Origin of the sequence: Okeania sp. SIO2F4, from assembly GCF_010672385.1 — a bacterium.
In the GTDB taxonomy this organism is placed as follows: domain Bacteria; phylum Cyanobacteriota; class Cyanobacteriia; order Cyanobacteriales; family Microcoleaceae; genus Trichodesmium.
In genome coordinates this window covers 1-1,594 of sequence record NZ_JAAHGT010001370.1, presented here as the reverse complement: position 1 = coordinate 1,594, position 1,594 = coordinate 1, and the positions used below count along the sequence as shown (strand labels likewise).

The window sequence follows — 1,594 nt, the reverse complement described above, 5'->3', positions numbered from 1 at the left end:
TGTCAGTTTAACCTCAAAAAAACTAACTTTTGCCTGAATCATCCTCAAGTCTATATCTTTTTCACGCCTATATCTATTTGATATTATGGCTATATAAATACTACAAGCTTTAATTATAACTATTCAACCAAACATAATAGACATCTCCGGAAATAGTCGAACACTTACTATAACTATCTTTTAGGAAGCGATATAGCTGCCGCTAGGCTCCGCCAACGCAAATGCTTAAGATAGTTAATTTTCACGGTAAATTCAGTGTTATAGATACTTACTATTAAAAACTCGCTCAATAATAGTCATATTAATTCAATAATTGATGTCTCTATCAAGGTTGATTTAATACTACAAAATAAATGTACCTACTCGTAATCTAACAAGGCCACAAATCGTCTTAATTATTTGCACATATTTCTCAGAATTTAGTCTAAATCTTTCTTTAACTACCCGAAATATTTTTAGTAATCTAATTATATGTTCTACAAAAATTCTTTCAGCAGCAAGGTCTTTATTTTGGGACTTTTCCTGACTGGTTAATTCTTGATTTTTGGGCTTTTTTTTAGGTGTTTTTATTGCTGATTCTCCCACATAGGCTTTATCCCCAGTAAATTTTTGTTTTTCAGAGAATTTTTGTTGTGTCTCACGAAAAAAATTTATGTCACTTTTTCTCCCTGGTTTTCCTGCTTCTACATCAACAATATCCTTACCTGCAGGTAACACAATTACTTGACTTTTCCTTGTATGACTTTTTTTCTTTCCCGAATAATATTCTTTTTGTTTTTCATATTTTTTTGGCCTTTGTATGTCTTGTTCATAGCTATCTACGATTAATTCATACTCTGTTAAAATTTCCTTAATAATTTCTCGATCGCTTGAGTTTTTTTTACCTGTTCTAATAAACTAGCTGGTAATAAATCCCCGATAATTGGCCACCAATAATTAAAGGTATCATTAGCTGTAGTTTCACTTACTCCGAATTGAATTCCTAGCAGTTGAAATGTTGTCAAATGTCTTAAATAAGTTAAGGTTAAAATAATTTGTTCTGAGATGGATAATTTAGGCGGTCTACCACCACCAGAAGCAATTATTCTAACTTTTTTAGCTGTGGCTATCTCTTGCTTATTATTGTGGAGTTTTTCGGCTTGTTTTAATAACTTTTCTAACTGTTCATATTTGATACCTAATAAACGTTCTGATTCTTGTGGATGATTGTGAATGTAGTCAAGCATACTGGTTATAATTAGCCATAAAAAATTACATTTTATATGACTCTATCACAATTTATTTATTTTTCGGAGATGTCTAATATACAGCGCTTTTGCTAATTGATGAACCACATCGTCAGAACCAAAACCCTGTAGAAGCGTTTTGTTCCGCAACAAAAAATATCAAATCCGGTAGCATCGGTATAATTAGATAGTTAATCTAGGAGTCATATCAAATCCGATTAATTACACAGACTACGAATTTTGAGGCCACCAGTGGAAGTGGGTTAATCCACGAATTAGCTCACAGTGATTCAGCAAGGATCGGCAGCGCGTTTATAGCACTGATATCAAAGGAGGTTAATTGCAATACCGAATCCGATGATTACGAT

The 1,594-nt window shown here is 32.6% G+C and carries 2 protein-coding genes; both read right to left on the bottom strand.

Features of this window, described 5'->3' with window-relative positions; translation table 11 throughout:
• Positions 1 to 342 precede the first annotated feature (342 nt).
• Positions 343 to 801, bottom strand: a complete 459-nt coding sequence (locus F6K22_RS40500) for an HARBI1 family protein (RefSeq protein WP_293110772.1) — start codon at positions 799 to 801, stop codon at positions 343 to 345.
• A 38-nt stretch (positions 802 to 839) separates the two neighbouring features.
• Positions 840 to 1,226 carry a helix-turn-helix domain-containing protein gene (locus tag F6K22_RS40495; RefSeq protein WP_293110770.1) on the bottom strand — a complete coding sequence of 129 codons (387 nt, stop codon included), beginning with the start codon at positions 1,224 to 1,226 and terminating at the stop codon, positions 840 to 842.
• Positions 1,227 to 1,594: the final 368 nt, after the last annotated feature.